Origin of the sequence: Herbiconiux liangxiaofengii, from assembly GCF_041927335.1 — a bacterium.
Classification (GTDB): domain Bacteria; phylum Actinomycetota; class Actinomycetes; order Actinomycetales; family Microbacteriaceae; genus Herbiconiux; species Herbiconiux liangxiaofengii.
On record NZ_JBHFHD010000006.1, the window covers coordinates 130019 to 147315 of the forward strand.

Genomic DNA, 17297 nt, shown 5'->3' on the forward strand with positions numbered 1-17297 from the left:
CTTGATCATCACGGTGGGTGGGCACACGCCGGCGGTGCACGGCACGGCATGGATCGCGCCGACGGCGACCGTGATCGGCGACGTGCAGCTGGCGCCGGGCTCGAGCGTGTTCTACGGCGCCGTGCTGCGCGCCGACGGCGACCGCATCGTGCTCGGCGAGAACTCCAACCTGCAGGACAACGTGGTGGTGCACGTCGACCCCGGTCATCCGGCGGTCATCGGCTCGGGGGTGAGCGTGGGCCACGGCGCGGTTCTGCACGGCTGCACGGTGCAGGACGACTGCCTGATCGGCATGAACGCCACGGTGCTGAACGGCGCCGTGATCGGTGAGAGGTCGCTCGTGGCCGCCGGGGCGGTGGTGCTCGAGGGCACCGTGGTGCCGCCGGGGTCGCTCGTGGCGGGAGTTCCGGCGAAGGTGCGCCGGTCGCTCGGCGACGACGAGCGTGCCGGCATCCGTCGTAACGCGGAGACATATCTCGGGCATGTGACGGCCCACGCCCGCGCGGTGGTCGAGGACGGTACCTAGACTCGGAGGATGTCTGCACCACGCGTGTTCGTGATCCACGAGAACCCGGAGTGGCTGCCGCCGCTCGCCGCCGCCTTCGAGGCCGAGGGGGTGCCGCTCGAGGAGATCCTGCTCACCGAGGAGTCGCCGTTCGGCGGCATCGATCTCTCGTCGCCACCTGCGCCCGGCGTGTACTGGTCACGGATGAGCGCGTCGGCGCACACCCGCGGCAACCCGCACGCGAAGGAATACACCCGCGCCGTGCTGGCGTGGTTGCAGGCCGGCGGCGCCCGGGTCGTGAACGGCAACCCCGGGGCGTCGTCGGCCTCCGGGCTGCCCGTGATCGACCTCGAGGTGAGCAAGATCGCTCAGCACCTGCTGCTGTCGCAAGCGGGCTTCGACGTGCCGCGAACGGTCGCCGTGTTCGGCCGCGGCGGGCTGCCGGCGGCGGCGCGGCAGTTCGGGCTGCCGTTCATCTCGAAACACAACCAGGGCGGCAAGGGCCTCGGAGTGCGGCGCTTCGACTCGTACGAGCAGTTCGACGCCTACGTGGCCGGCCCGGAGTTCGAGGAGCCGATCGACGGCATCACCCTGCTGCAGGAGTACCTCGTCGCCGCCGAGCCCTTCATCACCCGGGCCGAGTTCGTGGGCGGCCGCTTCGTGTACGCCGTGCGCGTCGACACGTCGGCGGGCAGCTTCGAGCTGTGCCCGGCGGATGCCTGCGCAGTGCCCGGCTCGGCACCCCTGTTCTCGGTGCGGGACGGCTTCGAGACCGACCCGCTGGTGGCGCGGTACGAGGAGTTCCTCGCCGTGAACGGCATCGAGATCGCGGGCATCGAGTTCATGGAGACGCTCGACGGGCGGCGCGTGACGTACGACATCAACACGAACACGAACTACAACCCCGACGTCGAGGCGTCGAGTCCGGTGTCGGGGCCGCGGCGCATCGCCCAGTTCCTCGGCGGGTTGCTGGCGTCATCCGGTTCGGCCTCGCTCACCGGGGTGAGCGCCTGATGGCCGGCCTGCGATTCGGGTACTGGACCCCTGTTTTCGGTGGGTGGCTGCGCAACGTCGACGACGAGGAGACGCCGTTCAGTTTCGAGCACGTCAAGCGCATCGCGCAGACGGCCGAGCGCATCGGTTTCGATCTCACGCTCATCGCCGAGCTCAACCTCAACGACATCAAGGGCCAGGAGGCGCCGAGTTTCGACGCGTGGGAGCTCGCGGCGGCGATCGCGGCCGTGACCTCGACGCAGGAGATCATGACCGCCATCCGGCCGGGCTATCACCTGCCGGCGGTGGCCGCCAAGCGCGCTGCCACCATCGACGAGATCTCGGGCGGCCGCTTCTCGCTCAACGTGGTGTCGGCCTGGTGGGCCGAGGAGGCGCGCCAGTACGGCGGCATCTTCTCGGAGCACGATGACCGCTACCGGCGCAGCCTCGAGTTCGTGTCGGTGCTGAAGGGACTGTGGAGCGAGACGCCGTTCAGCTTCGACGGCGAGTACTACTCGCTCGAGGGCACCTACCTCTCACCCAAACCCCGACGTGCGCCCACGATCTATGCGGGCGGCGAAAGCGAGGGCGGCAAGCAGGCCATCTCGCGGTTCGCCGACGCCTACGTCACCCACGGCGGCACGCCCGACGAGCTGCGGGCGAAGGTGGCCGACCTCACCGCGCGGCGGGCAGCGGTGACCTCCACGCCCTTCTCGGCGTTCGGCATGGCGGCCTACGCCATCGTGCGCGACACCGAGGAGGAGGCGCAGGCCGAGCTCGAGCGCATCACCGACGTGCGCGGGGGAGCGGCCTACGAGTCGTACCAGGACTTCGTGTCGAAGTCGCAGCTCGACACCGCCGTCGACCTGCGCGACTACTCGGTGTCGAACCGGGGACTGCGGCCGAACCTGGTGGGCACTCCCGACCAGGTCGCGCGTCGCATCCGCTCGTTCTCGGAGGCCGGCGTCGATCTGCTGCTGCTTCAGTTCTCGCCCCACCTGCGCGAGATGGAGCGATTCGGCGAGCAGGTCATCCCGCGGGTGCGCGAGCTCGAGGCGCGAGCGGGCTGAGGCCAGGCATGCAGAAGGGGCGGTGACCGTTGTGGTCACCGCCCCTTCGTGGTGAGTCCGGCCGACGGATGACGCCGGCCGGACTCACCCGGTGTTACTCCGCGCGGGCTGCGCGGGTGCGGCGGGCCACCAGGAGCAGGCCGCCGGCAGCGAGCAGGAGGGCGATGCCTCCACCCGCCAGCGGTGCGACCGGGGCGCCGGTGTTGGCCAGCGAACCGTTCGAACCGTTACCGGCGGGGGTGCTGCCCGCGTTGACCGCCGTGATGGCGATCGTCGAGGTGGCGGTGGCGCTGACGGCCGAGTTGATCGTCTGCGTCGCGGTGATGCTCACCGAACCGGCGGCCAGCTGGCCGACCAGGGCGATCTTCCAGGTGCCGTTGGCCACGGTGGTGGTGCCGGCCGGCGAACCGTTCACCGCGAGGGTGACGGTGGCGCCGTCGATGCCGGTGCCGCTGACCGAGGTCGGGCCCTGGCCCTGGTCGTAGCCGGAGCCGTTCACCGGGTCGGTGATGGCCGGGGCGACCGGGACGACCGCGAACTTCACGGTCGAGGCGAGCGAGGTGAAGCCATCGGCGGTCTGCGTGGCGTTGACGGCGAACTGGCCGTAGCCGAGCTTCACATCGAACTTCCAGGTGCCGTCGGCACCGACCGTGGTGGTGCCTTCGACGTCACCCGTGAGGGTGATGACGGCGCCGGGCTCGCCCTTGCCGCTGATTCCCGAGACCGAGGTCACGACCGACTCGCCGTCAGTCGGGGAGGTGAACAGCGGAGAGGCCGGAACGACCTCGACCGAGAAGGTGCTGCTGGCCGACTTGTCGAAGCCGCGCTCGGCGTAGACCGTGTAGGTGTAGTCGCCTTCCTCGGCCGGAGCGGGGAACGCCCAGGTGCCGTCAGCCGCCGTGGTGGTCTTGAACGGTGCGCCCGAACCCTGCGCGGCGAAGACGGTCGAGCCGGCCGGAGCCGTACCCGTGATGGCTGCGCTGGTCGCGACCTTGCCGCCGTCGGCGGGCGAGGTCAGCGTGGGTGCGTCGAGGTGCAGTGCGACGGCGTAGCCGCCGGTCAGTGCGAGGCCGGCCTTGAGGTCGGCAGCCCAGACGAAGTCCTGGCCGTCGACGACGCCACCGCCGGAGAGCACGCCGACAGCAGCGCCGCCCTGCATGATGGCTCCACCCGAGTCACCGGGTGCCGCCTTCAGCAGGTTGCCGAAGCCGTAGACCTGGCGCTTCTCGCCCGCGTCGTTCGTGATGGTCGCCCAGCCTTCGACGGAGTCGACCGTTCCGGTGGTGAAGCCGGTGGTGCGGCCGCTCTTGAGCACCGGCTGACCGAGCTGAGCGGAGCCGACCGAGTCGACCGTGATGGTCGACGCGGAGAGGTCTTCACTGGCGGCGGTGCTCCAGTCGGTGACCTCGGGCAGAAGCGACAGGTCGTCGTTCGTCACGTCGATCGTCGAGATGTCGACGCTCTTCGTGTCGCCCTTGGTGCCGGGGGAGTTGTCCGCTCCGCCGAACTGCGCGAAGGCGAGAACACCGAGGTTCTGGGTGGGCTCGGCTTCGGAGCTGTCCGACGCGCCGCCGCCGGCAGGGTCGCCGGAGGGGAGGGTCAGGATGCTCTGCGTCGCGGTGCCGTCGAGCGTGCAGTGGCCGGCGGAGATCACGGCGGGGTCGCCCTCGGGCGACCAGCCGGTGAAGCCGATCGAGCAGAAGCCGCCCGACGAGGCGCCGGGAGCTCCGGCGAAGTAGCCGGCTCCGCCGACCACATCATCGGTGTCGTATGCCTGCAGCGGTGCGTCGAGAACGCGCACGGTCACGTTGCTCTTCGACTCCACGAGCGAGCGGGCGTCGGACGCGATCTGGTCGGCCGGCACGGTGCTGTAGATCACGACGTCGCCGTCAGCGCCCTTGGCCACGGCCTGGATCTGGTCGTCGACCAGCAGCGACTGCGCCAGCGTGTCGAAGGCCGGGCCGGATGTCGGTGCGACATCGTCTCCGTCAGCCGCGAAGGCGACCTGCCCGAATGCGCCGGTCATTCCGGCGATGGCAACTGTACCGACTGCGAGATACGCAAGTCTCTTCTTCAACGTCATCTATGACTTCCCCTGGTTCCATATATATGCAATCGGGGGCATAGCACTAGTTCAATTGAATGAAACTTCCCCCGGCTCTCGACCATATACAACAACTGTCCGAGAAGACAGGGGTACTGCGAAGAAACTCGCAGGTTTGTTGTGCTGGTGCGTTTTGACTGATCGGATGGGGAAATGTCTTCTCGTCCCGTTCTCTCGCTCGCCGCCCTCTCCTTCGCGGTGCTCGCCATAGCCGGCTGCGCATCGTCGCCGGCCACCGATTCGAGCGGCGCGGGGGAGGCGCCCGAGCCGGGTTCGAGTTCGGCGGCGGGGCCGGCGTCGGTGTCGGGCGAGTGGCGAGCGGATGCGCCACAGGAAGCGTGGCTGACGATCGACGAGGCGGGTGCCGTGACCGGGAGCGACGGCTGCAACGGGGTGAGCGGCACCGCCACGTTCGACACGGACGAGGTGACCTTCTCCCTGAACCCATCGACCCTCCGGGCGTGCATGGGGGTGACCGTGTCGTTCTCCCAGCTCGGGAGTGCGGTGGTCGACGGCGACGTGATGACGACGCGGGATGTGGCGGGGGCCGAGATCGTGGAGCTGCGCCGGCAGTAGGGAACCTCGTCGTCCGGTGCCTGTCAGGGGGCGGCGGTAGCGTGGATGCATGGTCTTTCCCCTGTCTGCACTGCCGGCCGCCGAGTCTGTGGTCGACGACGCGTTGCTGGCGCGCATCCGTTCTCGGGCCGCGGTGCACGACCGGGAGAACACCTTCCCGTTCGATGATCTTCGCGAGCTGACCGAAGTCGGTTACCTGCGCATGTTCGCGCCCGTCGAGCTCGGCGGGCTCGGCTTCGGCCTGGAGCGGGTCGCTCGCGAGCAGACCCGGCTGGCCACGGCAGCGCCGGCCACGGCCCTGGCCATCAACATGCATCTCGTGTGGACGGGCACGGCGAAGGTACTGCTCGATCGCGGCGACGACTCGCTCGCCTGGCTGCTGGACGACGCGGTGGCGGGCGAGGTGTTCGCCTTCGGCAACAGTGAGGCGGGCAACGACCTGGTGCTCTTCGGCTCCCGCACCCGGGCGGTGCCCCGGTCTGATGGGTCGTATGCCTTCACGGGTACGAAGATCTTCACCTCGCTCTCTCCGGTGTGGACGAGGCTCGGGGTGTTCGGCCTCGACGACTCCGACCCTGCGGCGCCGCTGCTCGTGCACGCGTTCCTCGACCGGCAGCCGGGCGTCGAGACCCTCTCCGACTGGGACACGCTGGCCATGCGCGCCAGCCAGAGCAACACCACGGTGCTGACGGATGCGGTGGCGGTGCCCTCGCGTGTCTTCCGGAAGCTGCCGGCCGGGCCGAGCGCCGACCCGCTCGTCTTCGGCATCTTCGCGAACTTCGAGGTGCTGGTCGCTGCCGTGTACACGGGCATCAGCCAGCGTGCCATCGAGTTGGCCGTCGAAGCGGCGCATCGGCGCACGTCGATGAAGGCAGCCGGCCGGGCCTATGCGCTCGACCCCGACATCCGGTGGAAGGTGGCCGAGGCGGCCATCGCGCACGACGGCATCCCCCCGCAGATCGAGGTGCTCGCCGCCGCGGTCGACCGGCTCGAGAACCGCGGGGCGGCCTGGTTCCCGGCACTCGTCGGCCTGAAGGTGCGCGCCACCGAGAGCGCCCGGTTCGTGGTGGATCAGGCGCTGCGAGTGTCGGGTGGATCGGCGATCTCGTCGTCGAGCGAACTCGGACGGCTGTACCGCGACGTGGTGGCAGGGCTGTTCCACCCGTCCGACGGGGAGTCGGCACACGCCACGGTCGCCAACGCGCTGCTCGGGCCCGTGCCGGAGTGAGCGGCGGGGTTCGTGGGCGGGCCTGGGCGCTCGCGGCGATGTTCGTGGCGGTGGCGATCACGGCGGCGGGATGCACGGGATTGGTGCTGTTCGGGTCGTCGGCATCGCCGGGGCCGGCCGGCTCGCCCGGGTCGGTGGCGGGCCATTCGGCGTCGTCGGGGGTCGAGGCGGCCGGGGCGGGCCGGGTTCGCGCTGCGTTCCCGGTGATGGCGCCGCGGGAGCGCATCCGGTTGTATGCCGAGATGCGGCTGTCGACGATGACGCTCGAACAGAAGCTCGCATCGCTGTTCATGGTGCACGTGGGCGGCACCGACCCGGTCACCCTGAACGCGTACCTCGCGGCCGAGCAGCCGGGGGGATTGCTGCTGCTGGGCGACAACGTGCGGGGGTCCAGCGCCGATGCGGCGGCGTTGACCGCGTCACTCACCGGCAGCCAGGGTCTCGGCACCCTCGTGGCCATCGACGAGGAGGGCGGCATCGTGGCCAGGCTCGGCGACGACGTGTTCCCGTCGGCGGTCACCCTGAAGAACGAGCCGGCCGATTCCACAGGCGCGGCCTTCGCCTCACGGGCCGACCTGCTGCAGGCCACCGGCATGACCGTGAACTTCGGTGTGGTGGCCGACGTCACCGCCGATCCGGCCTCGTTCATCTTCGAGCGCGCGCTCGGCACGGATGCGGCGTCGGCCGCACCCCGGGTGGCCGCCGCGGTGTCGGCCGAGCGCGGGCACGTCTTCAGCACGCTCAAGCACTTTCCGGGCCACGGGGCGGCGGCGGGCGACTCGCACACCTCCGTCCCCTCGACCTCGATGGGGCTGGAGCAGTGGCGCACCGACGTGGCGCCCCCGTTCGAGGCGGGCATCGACGCGGGAGCCGAGCTGGTGATGTTCGGGCACCTGGCGTACACGGCGGTCGACCCGGCGCCGGCATCGCTGTCGGCGGAGTGGCACCGCATCCTTCGGGACGACCTGGGGTTCGACGGCGTCGCAGTGACCGACGATCTGCTCATGCTCGAGTCGTCGGGCGTGCCCGCCTACGCCGATCGCTCGGCGAACGCGGCGGCGGCTCTCAGGGCGGGCAACGACCTGCTGCTCTACGACACGACGCTCGATCTGCCGCCGCTCGTGGCCTCGCTCGCGGCGGGCGTGCGTGCGGGCACCATCCCCGCCGAGCGCGTCGACGAGGCGGCCCTGCGCGTGCTCACCCTGCGCCGCATCCTCTGGGTGCAGCAGCACCCCACCCCGTAGCCGCCCCCGCGACTCGTCCTGTTTGGGTGGGTCTGCGGGCTTTTCGGCCCGATTCGGGACGAGTGGCTACTCGCTGGGGGTGGGTGTGGGTGTGGGTGCGGGTGCGGGTGCGGGCTCGGCGGGGGTCGGTGCCGCGGGGGTCGCCGCGGGGGCCGGGCGGCGCGGGCGGCGGCGCGTGAGCGTCACGGCCAGCACGATCACAGCCGCGATCACCGCGAGCGGAAGCAACCACGGGATGAGCACGCCCGCCAGCACCAGCAGCCCCGAGGCCGCCGCGCCGAGCGACGCCCAGCCGGTGGCGAGCCCGCTCCAGAAGTCGCCGGGAGCAGCCGAGGGCAGCGCGCCCTTCTGCTGCAGGTCGAGCGTGATGGTGGAGTAGTCGATCTGGTCGGCGAGGTACTGCTGCTGCGACTTCAGGCTGTCGAGCTGGCCCTGCCGGTCGGAGATGGCGGTCTCGAGCTCGATCAGGTCGGCCGTCGTGGCCGCGCTGCCCACCAGCGCGAGCAGCCGGTCGACGGATGCCTGCAATGCGGTGATCTGCGCATCCAGATCACGCACCTGCAGCGTGACGTCGCTCGCGCTGATCGACACCGAGTCGACGTCGCCGAGCTCGCGCAGCCGCTCGACCGCCTCGTCGACCGAGTCGGCCGGCACCCGGATGGTGAGGGAGGAGCTCGCCCGCTGGTCGTCGCTGCCTGCCTGTTGCGAACGGGAGTCGATGCGCCCGTCGAGCTCGGCCACGAGTGACACGGCCTGGTCGGCGGCCACGATCGGGTCGTCGACCCGCACCGAGATCCACCCGGTGGTGATGACGCTCTGGTCGGCGGCGGCGGCGGAGCCGTCCGCGCTCTCGGCGCTCGAGTCGTCTTGCGCGAAGCCGCCGTCGGCCGGCGACCCGGGGTCGACCCGGCCCGGCTCGGCCACCCCGACCGGCCCCGACGAGGAACTCGACCCGTTAGAGCACCCCGACAGGGTGAGGGCGAGCCCCATGACGAGCACACCGGCGGTGGAAGCGAGGATCTTTCGTCTCATGCCGCTCACGCTAGGGGCGCTTGACTGAAGGTCGCCTGAGATGCCGCGGAAGGTTATCCGGTCGTTACCGCGTGGCACCGTCGGGCCCTCGCGTTAGGGTCGAAGCATGCAGCAGCGAACCCTCGGCCGTACCGGCCGCCCCGTCTCCATCATCGGCCTCGGCACCTGGCAGCTCGGTGCCGATTGGGGTGATGTCGACGAGAGCGCCGCACTCGACGTGCTCGCCGCATCCGTCGACGCCGGCGTCACGTTCTTCGACACGGCCGACGTCTACGGCGACGGCCGCAGCGAGTCGCTGATCGGCACGTTCCGCCGGGAGAATCCGGATGCGGAGGTGTTCGTCGCCACCAAGATGGGCCGCCGCGGCCCGCAGGATCCGGCCGAGTTCACGCTCGCCAACTTCCGGGAGTGGACCGACCGTTCGCGTCAGAACCTCGGCGTCGACACGCTCGACCTGGTGCAGTTGCACTGCCCGCCCACCCCGGTGTTCTCGAACGACGCCGTCTACGACGCGCTCGACACCCTGGTGGAGGAGGGTGCTATCGCGAACTACGGCGTGAGCGTCGAGACGGCCGACGAGGCGCTGTCCGCCATCGCGCGGCCGGGCACCGCGTCCGTGCAGATCATCTTCAACGCCTTCCGGCTGAAGCCACTCGACGCCGTGCTCCCGGCGGCGCGCGAGGCCGGTGTGGGCATCATCGCCCGGGTTCCCCTGGCCTCAGGGCTGCTCAGCGGCAAGTACACCCGCGACACCACGTTCGCCGCGAACGACCACCGCACCTACAACCGTGACGGCAGCGCCTTCGACGTGGGCGAGACGTTCTCGGGCGTCGACTTCGGCACCGGCGTCGAGGCAGCGCAGGCGTTCGCGGCGGCCCTGCCCGAGGGCGTGGCTCCCGCCGCTGCCGCGCTGGCATGGGTGGCCGCTCAGGATGGCGTGACGAGCGTCATCCCCGGCGCCCGCAACCGCGCTCAGGCCGAGTCGAACGCGGCCGCGGGCCTGCTCGAGCTGCCCGAGGGTCTCGATGCCACGGTGCACGAGATCTACGACCGCTCGTTCCGCGCTGCCGTGCACGACCGCTGGTGACCTGCCCCGCGTGCAGACCAGTTCCGTCACTTTCGGCCCTAAAGCGGCCGTTATGGGGCGGAAAGTGACGGGTCTGGGCTCTGTGAGGGTCGAGTGGGAGCGGGAGCGGGCGCGGGCGTGGGCGCGGGCGTGAGCGCGGGCGCGGGTGCGGGCGTGAGGCGGCCCGGCGTGGTCGCCGCCGTGTCGCTGGTGCTCGCCACGGCGTTCTGGGCCGGCAACTACGTGGTCGGAGCCGTCGCGGTCGAGCAGCTCGACCCCGTGAGCTTGGTGCTGCTGCGCTGGGGGCTCGCGGTGGTGCCGCTCGTGGTCATCGCCCAGCTCGTGGAGCGGCCGCACTGGCGCGAGCTGCTGCGGCACTGGCCGTGGCTGCTCGCGCAGGCGGTGACGGGGCTGCTCGGCTACACGCTGCTGCTGTACTCGGCGCTGCAGTTCACCGACCCGCTGAGCGCCTCGCTCGTGAACGCCTTCAACCCGGCGCTGATCAGCCTCGCCGCCGTGCTCTTCCTGCGCGAGCGGCTCTCCCGCACCGGCGTGATCGGCATCGTGGTGGCGCTCGTGGGCGTGCTGATCGTGCTGAGCAAGGGCTCGGTCGAGACCCTCGTGAGCGGCGGGTTCGGAGTGGGCGACCTGCTGATGGTCGGCGCCATCCTCGCGTGGACCGTCTACACCGTGCTGGGCCGGCGGGCGCCACGCGTGCCGGCCATCAGCTCCACCGCGGTCCAGGCGGTGATCGCGGTGGTGCTGCTGCTTCCGGTGTCGCTGCTCCTCGGCGGCCCGGCGCTGCCGCTGAACGGTGACGGCTGGTGGGCGCTGGCGTTCATCGCGGTGTTCCCGTCGGTGCTGTCGTACCTGCTGTGGAACCGGGCGCTCGTGGTCATCCCGCCCGCGCGCGCCGGGGTGTTCCTCAACCTGATCACGGTGTTCACGGCGCTGTTCGCGGTGCTGGCCGGGCATCCGCTCAGCGTTCCCCAGCTGGTCGGCGGGGTGATCGTGCTCGGAGGAGTCGCCCTGGCGAACAGCGCCGCCTTCCGCCGATCGCCGGTGGCCCCCGCCCCCTAGCCCCCGCCCCCTAGCCCCGCCACCCCCGTTACTCGTCCCATCTCGCCTCGAAACGCCCCCACTCGTCCCGAAATGGGACGAGTCGCGGGGGCGCCAGGGGTCAGTTGCGGTCGTTCGGATCGACCCCGGTGCGCTCGCCCGTCTCGAGGGACGCGATCACCGCCAGGTCGTCGGCATCGAGCACGAAGTCGAACACGTCGAGGTTCTCGAGCATGCGCGAGGGCGTCACCGACTTCGGGATGACGGACACCCCCAGCTGCACGTGCCAGCGCAGCACGATCTGCGCGGGCGACCGCCCGTGCTTCCGCGCGATCGAAGCCAGCGCGGGCGACGACAGCACTCCGCCGCGGGCGAGCGGCGACCACGCCTGCGTCACGATGCCGAGCGACTCGTCGAACGCGCGCAACGCGGTCTGCGGCAGCGCCGGGTGCAGCTCCACCTGGTTCACGGCGGGCACGACCCCCGTCTCCGCGATCACCCGCTGCACGTGCTCGGGGTGGAAGTTCGCCACCCCGATCGACCGAACCCGTCCCTCCTGCTGCAGCCGGATCAGTGCCCGCCAGGCGTCGACGTAGCGGTCGTTCTTCGGAGCCGGCCAGTGGATCAGGTACAGGTCGAGGTAGTCGAACCCGAGCCGCTCGAGGGATTCGTCGAACGAGCGCAGCGTGGAGTCGAAGCCGTTCTCGGTGAACCACACCTTCGTCGTCACGAACACGTCGCTGCGGTCGATTCCGGATGCGCGCACGCCGTCTCCGACGCCCGACTCGTTGAGATACATCGACGCCGTGTCGACGTGCCGGTAGCCGTGCCGGAGGGCGAACGAGACCGCCTCGGCGGCCTCGTCATCCGTCGTCTTGTACACGCCCAGCCCGAGCTGGGGGATGCGGTTGCCGTCGTTCAGTTCGAGCAGGGGGGAGAGCGTGTCGGCCATGCCTCAAACCTATCGAGCGGATGCGACGGCCGGCGCGTGTGGCCGGCTCGCGGGAGCGCTCAGCCCGTGATGGTGGCGACCGGCTCCGTGTCGGGCAGCGGACTCGCGTCGCGACCCCGGAGGTCGGGGTGGAAGCGCTTGCCGACGAGCGGCACGAGGAACCCGAACAGCGCCAGCACGGCGGCCACGATGAAGGCGCCCACCGCGCCGATGCCGTCGATCAGGAACCCGGCCAGCGCCGATCCCACCGCGGCGCCGATCAGCTGCCCGGTGCCCACCCAGCCATAGGCCTCGGCAGTGTCGCTGAACCGCACGCTCGACGACACGATCGCGAACATCACCGCGAGAGCCGGAGCGATGCCGATGCCGGCGATGAAGAGCGTGATCGCCAGCCACCAGATGTTCAGCCACGCGGCTGCGAGAGCCGTGCCGATGAAGACGACCGCCATCCGCCTGGCCAGCGCCCACGGACCGATCGGCTTGTGACCGAGCGAGAGACCGCCGACCAGGGAACCGACCGCGAAGATGGCCAGCACGATTCCGGCCTCCGCGCCGCCCTCGCCGAACGTCGACACCACGCCCGCCTCGATGGCGGCGCAGGCGGCCACGAGCAGGAACCCGACGATGGTGGCCAGCAGCACCGGCGGCTTCTTCAGCACCACGCCGAGCTTGCGCTTCGAGCGGGGGATGCGCACCCGCCCGAGCTCGGGACTGGTGAGGAACCAGATGCCGCCGCCCACGAGGAACGCCACCGCGAGCATGATGCCCCACACGGTGCCGATCTGGATGGAGACGAACGTGACGATCACGGGGCCGAGCACCCAGATGATCTCTTGCGCCGAGGCGTCGAGGGAGAATAGCGGGGTGAGCTGCGAGGAGTTCACCATCTTGGGGTAGATGGTGCGCACGGCAGGCTGGATGGGCGGAGTGCTGAGACCCGCGATCAGCGCGATGCCCATGTCGGCGGCGATGCCCAGCGGGAAGAGCGCGATGCTCGTGATGGCCAGGGAGCACACGATCATGGCGGTGAGGATGACCGGGCGCATGCCCCACACGCCCATCAGCCGGCTCGTGAGGGGGCCCGCGATCGCCTGCCCGATGCTGAGCGCGGCCAGCACGAGGCCGGCCACCCCGTAGGAGTCGTAGGTGTGCTCGATGTGCAGCAGGAACGCCAGGGAGAGCATGCCGTTCGGGAAGCGCGCGGTCAGCTGGGCCGCGATGATGCGGGCGACGCCGCGCGTCTTCAGGAGGCTCCGGTAGCTGCTCATAACTGATCTAGTTTACTTGCCGCGCAGCCGCTACAGCGGCGCGGGGGTGCGTGGGGATCAGGGGGTGGCGAGGAGTTTGGTGACGCGTTGGAGGGAGGCCGGCTCGGCGGTGCCCAGGGGCTGGGCGAACAGGCCCACGCGCAGTTCCTCGAGCAGCCAGCGCGCGCGCACGATGTTCTCGGGCGAGTGCGGGGCCAGCGGGATGCGGCCGCCCGCGTCCACGAAGCGGGCCGTGGCGGTCTGCACCTCCGTCATCCACACGCGGTCGCGGGCCGGGTTGTCGGGCAGCTTCTCCAGGCGGTACACGATCGCCGCCAGATACCGCGGCAGATGCCCGAGACGCGCCAGACCCGTCTGGCTGATGAAGCCCGGCCGCACCAGCGCGGCGAGCTGCTCTCGCGCATCCGAGATCGCCGGCAGCAGCGCCATGCTCGTCACCGACTTGATGGCCCGCTCCACGTCGCGCACCCCGTTCAGGATGCGCACCACCGTCGCCACGGTCTGATCCAGCAGCGGCAGCACGGCCTTCGAGAGCCGGTCGCGCACCGCCTCGAACTCGCCCGGTGTCCACACCAGCCCGTCGGGGTGCAGCGCCGTGAGCGCCTCGTCGGCACAGGCCTGCAGGGCGTCGTCGAAGAGGGCGTTCACGTTCTGGTAGGGGCTGGTGGCCAGCAGCAGCTTCTCGTTCTGCGTGAGATGGTCGCGAACGTAGGATGCGGGGCTCGGCACCGCGAGCCGCAGCAGCCGGCGCACCCCGGCCGGCGTCTCGCGGGCCTGCTCTTCCGGGGTCGCCATCAGTCGCAGGGCCACCCCGGTCTTCTCGTCGACGATCGCGGGGTAGGCCCGGATCACCCCGCCGTGCTGGCGGGTGTCGACGTGGCGCGGGAGGTCGCCGAAGTTCCAGGCCGTGAGCCCGGTGCGCTCGCGGAAGCCGCCGGCGGCACCCGCGGCCGCGCCGCTGCCGGCGGGGCCGCTCGCGGCGGCCACCCGGTCGAGCGGATTCTCCGAACGTCGGCCGCCCTCGCCGGCGCCACGGGCATCGCCCTTCGCGCGCGGGGCGGAACGGGCATCCGTGCCCCGCACCGCCCGCGAGATCGAGTCGCGCGCGGCGTCGGAGAGGCTCTGCTGCAATGCCCGCAGGTCTTTGTCGGAACCGACCGTTCGGCCGCGCTCGTCGACCACGCGGAACGTGACCCGCAGGTGCTCGGGCAGCTTCGACTCGTCGAAGTCGGCGGCCGACACCGGGGTGTGCGCCAGCCTGGTCATCAGCGCGGCGAGGCGGTCGATGAAGTCGTCGCCGGCCTCGGGCCCGAGCTCGTCGAGCAGACGGCCCGCCCAATCGGTGGCCGGCACGAAGTTCACCCGCAGCCGCTTCGGCATCGACCGGATGAGCGCGGTCACGAGATCGCGCCGCAGCCCCGGCACCTGCGCCCGGAAGCCGGCCGGCGACAACCGCGGCAGCAGAGCGAGCGGCACCGTGGCCGTGACGCCGTCGTCGGCCGCCCCCGGCTCGAACCGGTAGCTCAGCGCGAGCCGCTGATCGCCCTGCTGCCACTCGGCCGGGAACTCGTTCTCGTCGACGTCGGGCGCGCCTTCGGGCAGCAGGTTCTCGACGGTCATCGTGAGCAGCTCGGGGTCGTCGGCGCGAGCCTTCTTCCACCAGCCCTCGAAGCTGCGCTGCGACACGATGTCGCGTGGGACACGGGCCTGGTAGAACTCGAACACGGCCTCGTCGTCGAGCAGGATGTCGCGGCGGCGGCTGCGCTCCTCCAGCTGCTCGAGGTCGCGCCGGAAGGCCCGGTTCGCCCGGTCGAACGCCTGCTGCGACTCCCACTCGCCCTCGACCAGGGCGTGCCGGATGAACAACTCCCGCGCGTACTCGGGGTCGATGCGGGCGAACTGCACCCGGCGCCGGGCCACGATGGGCACCCCGAACAGGGTCACCCGCTCGTAGGCGACGGCCGCGCCCTGACTCTTCTCCCAGTGCGGCTCGGAATAGTTTCGCTTCACGAGATCGCCGGCGAGCGGCTCGGCCCAGGTTGGGTCGATGGCGGCGTTCATGCGCGCGAACAGCCGGCTCGTCTCCACCAGCTCGGCACTCATCACCGCGGCCGGCTGCTTCTTCGACAGCGTCGACCCCGGAAAGATCGAGAACCTCGTCTGCCGGGCGCCCGCGTAATCCTTCTTGGCGAGGTCGCGCAGACCGATCTGACTGAGCAGCCCCGACAGGATCGACTTGTGGATGCCGTCGGGGTTCACGCTCGGCTCGCCGATCTCGAGCCCGAGGGGCTTGGCGAGCTGGCGCAGCTGGCGGTACACGTCCTGCCACTCCCGGATGCGCAGGTAGTTCAAGAACTCCGCCTTGCAGAGGCGGCGGAAGGCGCTCGACCCCAGCTCCCGCTGTTTCTCCTCGAGGTAGTTCCAGAGGTTGAGCAGGGTGAGGAAGTCGCTCGTGGGGTCGGCGAAGCGGCCGTGCAGCTCGTCGGCCCGGCCGCGCTTCTCGAGCGGCCGCTCGCGCGGATCCTGGATGGTGAGACCGGCCACGATGGCCAGCACCTCGCGGCTCGTGCCGGTGCGCTTGGACTCCACCACCATGCGGGCGAACCGCGGCTCGATCGGCAGGCGAGCCAGGTCGCGGCCGATGCCGCTCAACCGCGGAGGTTCCCCGGGTTTCGCGGGCTTGGTGGCGTTCAGCTCGCTGAGCAGATCGAGCCCGTCTTTGATGCCGCGCGAATCCGGTGGCTGCAGGAACGGGAACGAGGCGATGTCGCCGAGCCCGAGCGAGATCATCTGCAGGATGACCGCGGCGAGGTTGGTGCGGATGATCTCGGGGTCGGTGAACTCGGGTCGGCGGGCGAAGTCCTCCTCGGAGTAGAGGCGGATGGCGATGCCGTCGCTGGTGCGGCCACTCCGGCCGCTGCGCTGGTTGGCGCTCGCCTGCGAGATGGGCTCGATGGGCAGCCGCTGCACCTTCGACCGCACGGAGTAGCGGCTGATGCGGGCCGTGCCCGCGTCGACCACGTACTTGATGCCGGGCACCGTGAGGCTCGTCTCGGCCACGTTCGTGGCGAGCACCACCCGACGACGGATGCCGGGGGTGCTGCCGCGCTGGAACACCCGGTGCTGCTCGGCCGCCGTCAACCGCCCGTAGAGGGGCAGCACCTCCACCCCGTTGCCCGAGGCGGCGCTGCGGCCGGAGTACTTGCCGCGAAGGGCGTCTTCGGCGTCGCGGATCTCGTTCTCGCCGCTGAGGAAGACGAGCACGTCGCCGGGGGCCTCGCGCTCGAGCTCGTCGAGGGCGTCGCCGATGGCCTCGAAGAGGTCTTTGGGCTCGCGCTGGCCGCCTTGGCGCTCACCCTGGGCGCGCTGGCCACCTCCGCCGAGTTGCGCCGAACTGCCCCGTCCGGGGCCCTTTGAGGGGCGATTCGGCGCGACTCGGCGAGACGGGTCGCGGGAGGCCTCGGGGGCGTCGGCGTCTGCGTCTGCCTCGGGGTCGTCGTCGGCCGGGTCGTCGGACGCGGCATCCGGAGCCAGCGGGCGGTAGCGGATCTCGACGGGATAGGTGCGGCCCGAGACCTCGACGATGGGGGCGGGGGTGCCGTCGGGCTTCGCGAAGTGGCGGGCGAAGCTCTCGGGATCGATGGTGGCGCTGGTGATGATGACCTTGAGGTCGGGGCGGCGGGGGAGCAGCTGCTTGAGGTAGCCCAGCAGGAAGTCGATGTTGAGGCTGCGCTCGTGCGCCTCGTCGATGATGATCGTGTCGTAGCGGCTCAGCAGCCGGTCGTGGTTCATCTCGTTGAGCAGGATGCCGTCGGTCATCAGCTTGATGCGCGTCTCTTTGCTCGCGCGATCGGTGAAGCGCACCTGGTAGCCGACGAGGCCGCCCACCTCCTGGCCCAGCTCCTCGGCGATGCGCTCGGCAATGGTGCGGGCGGCGAGCCTCCGGGGCTGGGTGTGGCCGATGCTCTCGCGGCCGAGCTCGAGACAGATCTTCGGCAGCTGGGTGGTCTTTCCCGAACCGGTCTCGCCGGCGACGATCACCACCTGGTTGCCCTCGATGGCGCGCGCGATCTCCTCCCGCTTCTGGCTGACGGGCAGCTCGGGCGGGAAGACGATGCGGAGCGGAGGGGCGGCAGACATGAGCCTTCCATCGTACCGCGCGCCCTCGATCCCCTGTTCCGGCGAGGCATAGGCTCGGAG

At 70.8% G+C, this 17297-nt stretch carries 13 protein-coding genes; 8 read left to right on the forward strand and 5 right to left on the reverse strand.

The window, feature by feature from the left end:
• Position 1 precedes the first annotated feature (1 nt).
• Genes ACEXOR_RS04425 through ACEXOR_RS04435 form a run of 3 tightly spaced genes read left to right on the forward strand, consistent with a single transcriptional unit; the run spans position 2 to position 2568 of the window.
• Positions 2-526 (forward strand): gamma carbonic anhydrase family protein, encoded by a 525-nt coding sequence (locus ACEXOR_RS04425; RefSeq protein WP_374848180.1) that lies wholly within the window; start codon positions 2-4, stop codon positions 524-526.
• 9 nt (positions 527-535) lie between these two features.
• Entirely contained in the window at positions 536-1519 is a 984-nt protein-coding gene (locus ACEXOR_RS04430) for an ATP-grasp domain-containing protein (RefSeq protein ID WP_374848181.1), read from the forward strand.
• Positions 1519-2568 carry an LLM class flavin-dependent oxidoreductase gene (locus ACEXOR_RS04435; protein ID WP_374848182.1) on the forward strand — a complete coding sequence of 350 codons (1050 nt, stop codon included), beginning with the start codon at positions 1519-1521 and terminating at the stop codon, positions 2566-2568. Before ACEXOR_RS04430 ends, ACEXOR_RS04435 begins: the two co-directional genes overlap by 1 nt.
• Before the next feature lie 94 nt (positions 2569-2662).
• Here ACEXOR_RS04435 and ACEXOR_RS04440 read toward each other — a convergent pair whose 3' ends face one another.
• Positions 2663-4594, reverse strand: coding sequence for a chymotrypsin family serine protease (locus ACEXOR_RS04440; protein ID WP_374848183.1), 1932 nt, complete (start codon positions 4592-4594; stop codon positions 2663-2665).
• A gap of 231 nt (positions 4595-4825) precedes the next feature.
• On the opposite strand from ACEXOR_RS04440, the gene ACEXOR_RS04445 reads away from it, so the two are divergent.
• Genes ACEXOR_RS04445 through ACEXOR_RS04455 form a run of 3 tightly spaced genes read left to right on the forward strand, consistent with a single transcriptional unit; the run spans position 4826 to position 7720 of the window.
• A complete protein-coding gene (locus tag ACEXOR_RS04445) occupies positions 4826-5248 on the forward strand; it encodes an META domain-containing protein (protein WP_374848184.1) in 423 nt (140 codons plus the stop codon).
• Between the two features lie 49 nt (positions 5249-5297).
• Complete coding sequence (locus ACEXOR_RS04450) at positions 5298-6476, forward strand: acyl-CoA dehydrogenase family protein (RefSeq protein WP_374848185.1); 1179 nt, start codon at positions 5298-5300, stop codon at positions 6474-6476.
• Positions 6473-7720: a glycoside hydrolase family 3 N-terminal domain-containing protein gene (locus ACEXOR_RS04455; protein WP_374848186.1), complete on the forward strand. Its 1248-nt coding sequence runs from the start codon at positions 6473-6475 to the stop codon at positions 7718-7720. The genes ACEXOR_RS04450 and ACEXOR_RS04455 overlap by 4 nt, the downstream gene beginning before the upstream one ends.
• Positions 7721-7786: 66 nt before the next feature.
• Here the strand turns inward: ACEXOR_RS04455 and ACEXOR_RS04460 are convergent, their stop codons facing one another.
• Entirely contained in the window at positions 7787-8752 is a 966-nt protein-coding gene (locus tag ACEXOR_RS04460) for a DUF4349 domain-containing protein (protein ID WP_374848187.1), read from the reverse strand.
• Positions 8753-8858: 106 nt separating this feature from the next.
• Between ACEXOR_RS04460 and ACEXOR_RS04465 the strand changes: the two genes are divergently transcribed.
• Positions 8859-9839: an aldo/keto reductase gene (locus ACEXOR_RS04465; protein ID WP_374848188.1), complete on the forward strand. Its 981-nt coding sequence runs from the start codon at positions 8859-8861 to the stop codon at positions 9837-9839.
• Positions 9840-9932: 93 nt separating this feature from the next.
• Entirely contained in the window at positions 9933-10898 is a 966-nt protein-coding gene (locus tag ACEXOR_RS04470; RefSeq protein WP_374848189.1) for a DMT family transporter, read from the forward strand.
• Between the two features lie 100 nt (positions 10899-10998).
• On the opposite strand, the gene ACEXOR_RS04475 is transcribed toward ACEXOR_RS04470, so the two are convergent.
• From ACEXOR_RS04475 to hrpA, 3 genes are read right to left on the reverse strand one after another with little or no spacing between them, the layout of a single operon-like run.
• Positions 10999-11829 carry an aldo/keto reductase gene (locus ACEXOR_RS04475; protein WP_374848190.1) on the reverse strand — a complete coding sequence of 277 codons (831 nt, stop codon included), beginning with the start codon at positions 11827-11829 and terminating at the stop codon, positions 10999-11001.
• Positions 11830-11888: 59 nt separating this feature from the next.
• Entirely contained in the window at positions 11889-13097 is a 1209-nt protein-coding gene (locus tag ACEXOR_RS04480; protein WP_374848191.1) for an MFS transporter, read from the reverse strand.
• Between the two features lie 57 nt (positions 13098-13154).
• The gene (gene hrpA, locus ACEXOR_RS04485) at positions 13155-17237 is read right to left on the reverse strand and encodes an ATP-dependent RNA helicase HrpA (protein WP_374848192.1); all 4083 of its coding nucleotides are present in this window, start codon (positions 17235-17237) and stop codon (positions 13155-13157) included.
• Between the last annotated feature and the right edge of the window lie 60 nt (positions 17238-17297).